Source organism: Pseudomonas grimontii, assembly GCF_007858185.1.
In the GTDB taxonomy this organism is placed as follows: Bacteria; Pseudomonadota; Gammaproteobacteria; order Pseudomonadales; family Pseudomonadaceae; genus Aquipseudomonas; species Aquipseudomonas grimontii.
The window spans coordinates 259552-266216 of the sequence record NZ_VFES01000009.1; the positions used below are offsets into that span (position 1 = coordinate 259552).

The following is a 6665-nucleotide window of genomic DNA, read 5'->3' on the forward strand; positions in this document are numbered from 1 at the left end:
GTGTTACTCGGTTGCCAGGAGTTTTGGTGTCAAATCGTAGTATAGGGTCGGCAAGGGCGGAGAATGTGGTTGGAGCTATCTTTGATAGCGTTTCAGGTAGAAGTAAAAGGTTTTTTCTTTTACGTATTGTAGAATATGCCATTTTATTTAATAGGTGTTATTTGAAGACTCTACATTTTTATAAAACATTTGCAGCTAATCAGCATGGCGGCGTGGAGATGTTCATCCGGCACTTGACCCGCGCGACAAGTCAGCTGGGGTGTGAAAATGTCGTGTTATCACTATCAAAGGACGCAGTGCCGTGCATACAAACGACCGACTATCAATTGATTCAGGCGAAAGAGGACTTTAATTTAGCGTCGACTGGATTTTCTCTTTCTTCTTTTAAGATATTTTCAAAGTTGGCTCAGTCGGCCGACGTTATCCACTATCACTTCCCTTGGCCATTTATGGACGTGGTTCATTTTGCAACACGAGTTCAAAAACCTACAGTTGTGACCTATCACTCGGACATTGTAAAACAGAAATTTTTGAAGTGTCTTTATAATCCCTTGCAGAAGTTGTTTCTTGATAGTGTAGATCGCATTGTGGCTACCAGTCCAAATTATATTGAGAGCTCACCTGTTTTGGCAAAATATCGCCATAAGGCAAGTGCTATTCCAATTGGTTTGGACGAATCCATGTATCCAGAGCCTGAGGCTGATAAAGTTGCTGAGCTGCGCATGCAGCGCGGTAAATTTTTTCTGTTCGTTGGTGTTCTTCGCTACTATAAAGGCCTTGAGTACCTACTGCAGGCCATGGAAGGAAAAGACTGGCCCCTGCTAATTGTTGGTGCTGGACCATTAGAGCAGGAGTTGATCAGCATTGCAGTGAAAAGAAAATTAACCAGCGTGCACTTCATCGGCCAGGTGTCTGAGCAGGAGAAAGTCAACTTGCTCAAGGCATGTTATGCGGTGGTGTTTCCGTCACATCTGCGATCAGAGGCTTTTGGTATAAGCCTGCTTGAAGCTGCAATGTTTGGCAAGCCGATGATATGCAGCGAGATCGGTACCGGAACTAGCTATATCAACCAAAATAATATTTCGGGATTGGTTGTTCCTCCAAGTAATGCACTTGCCATGCGTCTTGCTATGGAGCAACTTTGGAATCTACCTGAACTGGCAGCCGTGTATGGGGCCGCAGCTCGAGAAAGGTATTTGCAGGTATTCACCTCCCGCGGGATGGGGGAGGCATATATGGATATCTATTCCGCATTGGCTTCCAAGGGTACTAAAGAGGGTTAAGGTCCATGGATGTTGGCTGAGACATGTCCGTTGATGGTAACCGATCCACGAACTACACCGACCTCAAGATAAGGCATTCTTTTACCCTGGCATCCCTGGCAAGCAACTGCACGGCAGTAAGGCTTTGTAGTCGCTTGCGGCAGTTCGACTAGCGCGGCAAGGCCGTCATGGACTTTCGGAAGTCCACTGGCTTAGGGCAGAGATAGACTTTTCGACTTTGACTTCGGGTCGTATCATGACAGGGCGAACGCCTGAAAGAGTCGGGAGCACAGCATCCGAGATCAGCTAAGCGCTTTGAATGTGGGGATCATGGTGCACTTACGCGACTTTTACCGCCCTCGGCGAGTTGACATATTACCTGCTCGGCATCACCCAGTGTGTTCGGATAATAGGTCTCGAAAAAATTTAGAACTCTTACCGTAGGAACCAGGAGGTATCAAAAACAAATATTCAAGATATTTTAAGAATCAGATACCTAGCTAGGTGACCTCTTTTACAGCGCCATGGCTAAGCTCAAAAACTCTATTGCAAAACTTCGCAATAAGTTCCTCCGAGTGGGAAGCAAATACAAATATTTTAGCAGATGAGATCAACCCCTCCATACGAACCTTTGCCTTTTCCTGAAAGCCCTTATCGCCAGTCCCAAACATCTCATCAACCAGCAGAATTTCTGGCTGGTTTGACGTGCTCACTGCGAACATCAGACGCATCAACATGCCGGAGGAGTATGTCCGGACTGGGGCATTCAAAAAATTCCCAAGCTCAGTAAACTCTTCGATAGAAGGCATCATTTTAACAACTGCCGATTTCGACATCCCGAGCAGCAGGCCGAGCCGAAAAATATTTTCATACCCAGACAATTCAGAATCCAGCCCCGCACCCAATTCGATGATAGTAGAAATTTTTCCTTGACTCGAAATACTTCCTTGACTCGGTGAGTAAATGCCCGCCATCGTGCGCAGAAGGGTGGTCTTACCCGCACCATTATGTCCCATCAGCCCAACGGAATCGCCATCATTGAGCTTGAAGGAGACTTGATCCAAAGCCGTAACAGTCATTACTTCACCTGGATCACGGGACAACAGCCCCCCCGTACCGACGTTCACCAAGGTTTTTTTAAGCGACTTCCCTCCTCCGTTATAAACGGGATATTTAATCGTCACATTATCGAATATAAGATGAGCCATTTTTAAATCCAGAATGAAATATGACGACGATGCTTGCCCAGCATGTAAAGCGTGAGTATCCCCCCTACGCAGAGGGAAACAATACTTACCTGATAAACAAAAGCGGGGGGCGTCACACCCATGATCGGGTCACGCACCAAGGTAATAAAATAACTGAACGGATTGAGCCAAACAATTTCCTGCGCCATTGCGAGTTGACTAGGGCGAAAAATTACAGGACTCAAGAAAAACATGAGAGGCATAATCGCGCCTATTATTTGTTCGGCGTCTCGAAAACGCGCCCCCACCAACGCAACCAAGACAACAATCCATGCCAGATTAAAAACCACTAACAGCAAGCCTGGTATAATAAGCAAGTGCACGCAAGAGAGCTTAACACCAAAATAAGCGATAACAGCTATGACTACAACGGCGTTATGGCATAAGTTAATCAGCTGTCGTAATAGCAACTGGAGCGGAAACACAAAAAAAGGAATTTTTATATTCCGAATAAAATGTGCATTCCTTGAAAATATTGAAGGGGCCTCCAAAATACATCCAGATAAAAACTGCCATATGACCAAGCCCACCGTTAACGATGGAACCAATTTAACCGGGTCATCTTTTAGCAGCATGCTCCATAGAAACCCTAACCCAGCCACGCTGACTGCAGTACTGAGTACCATCCACCACGGACCTAAAATACTTCGACGGTAGCGCGCCTTAGTGTCTCCCCACGCGAAGAAAAATGCCATGCCGAATTTCTTCATGCTTTGCACTATATCGTGAAGACCTTCTCTGAATGGGAAATTCACTTTAATCGTAACGCTATGACTATCCGTCATTTAGCTTGACTACCTTTCACGTAGTTATCGGCTTGTGACTTGATGCTGAAGCGCGACTCGTCACAAAAAGGTCTGCTGGTCTTGCCCGACTTCAAAAACATTTTTGTCTTGAGGGCTATCTCCATCGTATTACCGATATCGAAGCGCTTAACGTTCCTATATTCAACAAGTTGAAATAACTCATCAAACGCGAACGATGCGGAGCACAACACGCGAGGAGACCGGTCTAGGCAGATTGAAGCAATACCTGAACCGTCTTGGCCATTTTCATAGTACGGCAGCCACGAAATATCGACGGAGCCAACAACATCAAGGAAGTCACTATCATTCAGCTCCCCCATGAAATAGACACGCTTTCTTAATCTCTTATTTTTTAGAACCAATGCCTGCAAGTGCTCTAGGTAAGCGTCCGGATGACCATTCGATTTAAGTGTCTGAGGATGCTGACGCCCAAAAATCAAGAGCTTGTAGTTAGCGGGAAGTTGCTCCAACGCCTTAAGTGCATCAACGTGCCCTTTATAAGCGCTGATATAACCAAACATACCAATCAGGACATCTTCTTCGGAGAAGCCTGCGTCATGAATGATCTTATCGTAAGTCGCTGGATTTTCTACATAATTGATAGGCACCATCTTCAGCGGATGCACGTCAACATTGTCGTAGGAGAAGAAATCCTGAATTTGCTTTCTGGCGCGCGAGGTATGCACAATCAGTCGAGCATTCGACCGTACAGAGTAGTCGATGATTTTCTTATTTATATTAATATGAACCTGAGCATACTTACCACCCAAGAGGTCTCTAAAACCGCCTTTGATGTCAAAATGCAGAAACTTCTTGATTGCTGAGCGAGCGCCCGATTGAGCCGACCCTATCAACCGTGGTGAATGGAGAGTAACCGACGTATTTTTATTAGCTGAAAGCATTTTTCTGAAACGACTGGTGATATCATTTGGCAACGTACCGTAAAGGCCGGCTTCCATCTGAATATTAACGATGTCATAACTTTTTAAACGAGCACATATATCCGCAATATGGGCGTCAGCTTTTTTACGAACATCATGGTTGATCGACTGAAGAAGTTTCAAGTCCAGCTCGACAACATCAACCTCAATGTCGGGATGAAAATATTCAACACTGTCATGGACGATGCGGGTGAATGCGGCATTACCGCAGCTCTCAGAATAACTTGAAACAATCGCCATCTTCATATTGCTGCTCACCCGCGAACCTCTATTACGTTTTTCGAATACCAATCGTAAAGTCGCTCAATACCGACCTTAAGGCTGACACGTTGAGTAAAACCCAGCAATTCCAGCTTGCTGTTGTCGACCACGCGAGATTTAATGCCCACCGGTTTATCAAGCTGAAACTGTATGTCGCCAACACCCGCCGCCTTGCAAACCAGCTCACTTAAATGCTTGATCGTGGTGCTCTGCCCACTTGAAATATTGACAAGTTCAGGCGTCGAACCTTTGTTCATGCAAACAAGAATAGCATCCGCGGCATCTTCGAAATGCAGGAAATCCCGCTCCGCGGAACCATCACCCCACACCATAAAGGGATCGCCTGTAACTTTCGCACTATGGACCTTCATGATTAAAGAAGGGATTACATGCCCGGTATTATCGTTAAATCGGTCATTTTCGCCATAAAGATTGGTTAAGACACCGTAGGTATAATCTAAACCTTTAGTATCTTTTAAAACTTTAAGATAAGCGAAAGCATGCCGTTTTGACATGGCATAGCCAAACTCACCTCCGTGAGGAAGCCCATCAAAAAAGTCGGACTCCACCAGCGGGATATTTTTATACGGGAATGCATACGAGGCAACGGTTCCTGCAAAAAATACATATTTCACAGGATGGTTATTTATCGCAGCGAACACATTGGCGTTAATTTGCGAGTTCTCAGCCAATGAACGCATCTGATTGTCAAGATTACCTTGCAAACCGAATACGATAGAAGCCAGATGCAATACTGCATCTGGCCGATGGTGCGCAAAATAATCGTCAACAGATCTGGAATCCAATAAATCCAGATCGTGTCTTGCGGGTGACAGTACGGTGCTATATCCCTGACGGGCTAAAGCGGCGACGAGGGCTTTACCCAAGCCGCCCCCAGCTCCCGTCACTAGAACTGTAGAGTTCTGCTGGATCTTATTCATGGTGATTGAAATACTTGAACCCGTGTTTTTTAACCAACTCATCACGTTGCGCTTCTTTCATATCTTCGCGCATCATTTCCTGAACCAGTTCGTGGAAGGTCGTGGTCGGTGTCCAACCCAGCTTGTCTTTGGCTTTGGTAGGATCGCCCAAAAGCGTCTCTACTTCTGCAGGACGGAAGTAGACTGGATCAACCGCCACGATGCACTTGCCAGTGGCTACGTCGTAGCCCTTCTCTTCGACGCCCTTGCCTTCCCAGCGAATCGCGATATCAATTTCTTTTGCAGCAAGCTCAACGAATTCCCGCACAGAATGTTGCTCGCCAGTGGCGATGACGAAGTCTTCCGCTTCTTCCTGCTGCAGCATCAGCCACTGCATCTCCACGTAATCACGGGCATGACCCCAATCGCGCAGGGCGTCCATGTTGCCCAAGTACAAGCACTCTTGCAGCCCCAGCTTGATACGTGCCAGCGCACGGGTGATCTTCCGGGTTACAAATGTTTCGCCACGGATGGGTGATTCGTGGTTGAAGAGAATACCGTTGCACGCATAAATCCCGTACGACTCACGGTAGTTAACAGTGATCCAGTAGGCATATAGCTTGGCAGCTGCGTAAGGCGAGCGTGGATAAAACGGTGTAGTCTCCTTCTGAGGAGTTTCCTGCACCAAGCCATACAGCTCAGACGTAGACGCCTGGTAGAATTTGGTTTTCTTCTCCAGGCCAGTGATTCGGATCGCCTCCAACAAGCGCAGGGTACCCAACGCGTCAGAGTTTGCTGTGTATTCGGGCTCTTCGAACGATACTGCGACATGGCTCTGAGCGGCCAAGTTGTATATCTCGTCCGGCTGAACCTGCTGGACAATCCTAATCAAACTCGAAGAGTCTGTAAGATCGCCGTAATGCAACGTCAGATCGTAGCCTTTAGCGTGTGGATCGGTGTACAGATGATCGATACGGTGGGTGTTGAACATTGAGGCGCGACGACGAATGCCGTGAACCTCATAACCTTTAGCCAACAAAAATTCCGCAAGGTAAGCGCCGTCTTGGCCAGTAATACCTGTAATGAGCGCTTTTTTCTTAGGGAAACTCTGAAAAAGACTTTCTGATTTGGCAAAATACCGCGACCCCACCCACCGAGTTTCCCGATGAAGCAGATGACCTTCGCCGACGCCGAGTACGCTGGCAAGCGCAAGCAAACCCGCAAGGTG

6 protein-coding genes are annotated in these 6665 nt (G+C 46.7%); 1 reads left to right on the top strand and 5 read right to left on the bottom strand.

Annotated features, from left to right (window positions below; translation table 11 throughout):
* Positions 1-161: 161 nt before the first annotated feature.
* Positions 162-1283 (top strand): glycosyltransferase, encoded by a 1122-nt coding sequence (locus FIV39_RS16385; protein ID WP_208603996.1) that lies wholly within the window; start codon positions 162-164, stop codon positions 1281-1283.
* A 479-nt stretch (positions 1284-1762) separates the two neighbouring features.
* Here FIV39_RS16385 and FIV39_RS16390 read toward each other — a convergent pair whose 3' ends face one another.
* The 5 genes from FIV39_RS16390 to gmd all read right to left on the bottom strand — a co-directional run bounded on the left by FIV39_RS16390 (position 1763) and on the right by gmd (position 6587).
* The gene (locus FIV39_RS16390; RefSeq protein ID WP_090400232.1) at positions 1763-2470 is read right to left on the bottom strand and encodes an ABC transporter ATP-binding protein; all 708 of its coding nucleotides are present in this window, start codon (positions 2468-2470) and stop codon (positions 1763-1765) included.
* A gap of 2 nt (positions 2471-2472) precedes the next feature.
* Positions 2473-3219 carry an ABC transporter permease gene (locus FIV39_RS16395; RefSeq protein ID WP_159440108.1) on the bottom strand — a complete coding sequence of 249 codons (747 nt, stop codon included), beginning with the start codon at positions 3217-3219 and terminating at the stop codon, positions 2473-2475.
* A gap of 71 nt (positions 3220-3290) precedes the next feature.
* A complete protein-coding gene (locus FIV39_RS16400; RefSeq protein WP_090400236.1) occupies positions 3291-4514 on the bottom strand; it encodes a glycosyltransferase family protein in 1224 nt (407 codons plus the stop codon).
* The gene (locus FIV39_RS16405) at positions 4511-5458 is read right to left on the bottom strand and encodes an NAD-dependent epimerase/dehydratase family protein (protein WP_186731530.1); all 948 of its coding nucleotides are present in this window, start codon (positions 5456-5458) and stop codon (positions 4511-4513) included. Before FIV39_RS16405 ends, FIV39_RS16400 begins: the two co-directional genes overlap by 4 nt.
* Positions 5451-6587: a GDP-mannose 4,6-dehydratase gene (gmd, locus tag FIV39_RS16410; protein ID WP_090400242.1), complete on the bottom strand. Its 1137-nt coding sequence runs from the start codon at positions 6585-6587 to the stop codon at positions 5451-5453. The genes FIV39_RS16405 and gmd overlap by 8 nt, the downstream gene beginning before the upstream one ends.
* Positions 6588-6665 lie beyond the last annotated feature (78 nt).

What these genes read in the sequence shown, in the direction of transcription:
- FIV39_RS16390 (WP_090400232.1), bottom strand. Translation starts at nt 2,470, where the DNA reads ATGGCTCATCTTATATTCGATAATGTGACGATTAAATATCCCGTTTAT.
- FIV39_RS16395 (WP_159440108.1), bottom strand. Translation starts at nt 3,219, where the DNA reads ATGAAGAAATTCGGCATGGCATTTTTCTTCGCGTGGGGAGACACTAAG.
- FIV39_RS16405 (WP_186731530.1), bottom strand. Translation starts at nt 5,458, where the DNA reads ATGAATAAGATCCAGCAGAACTCTACAGTTCTAGTGACGGGAGCTGGG.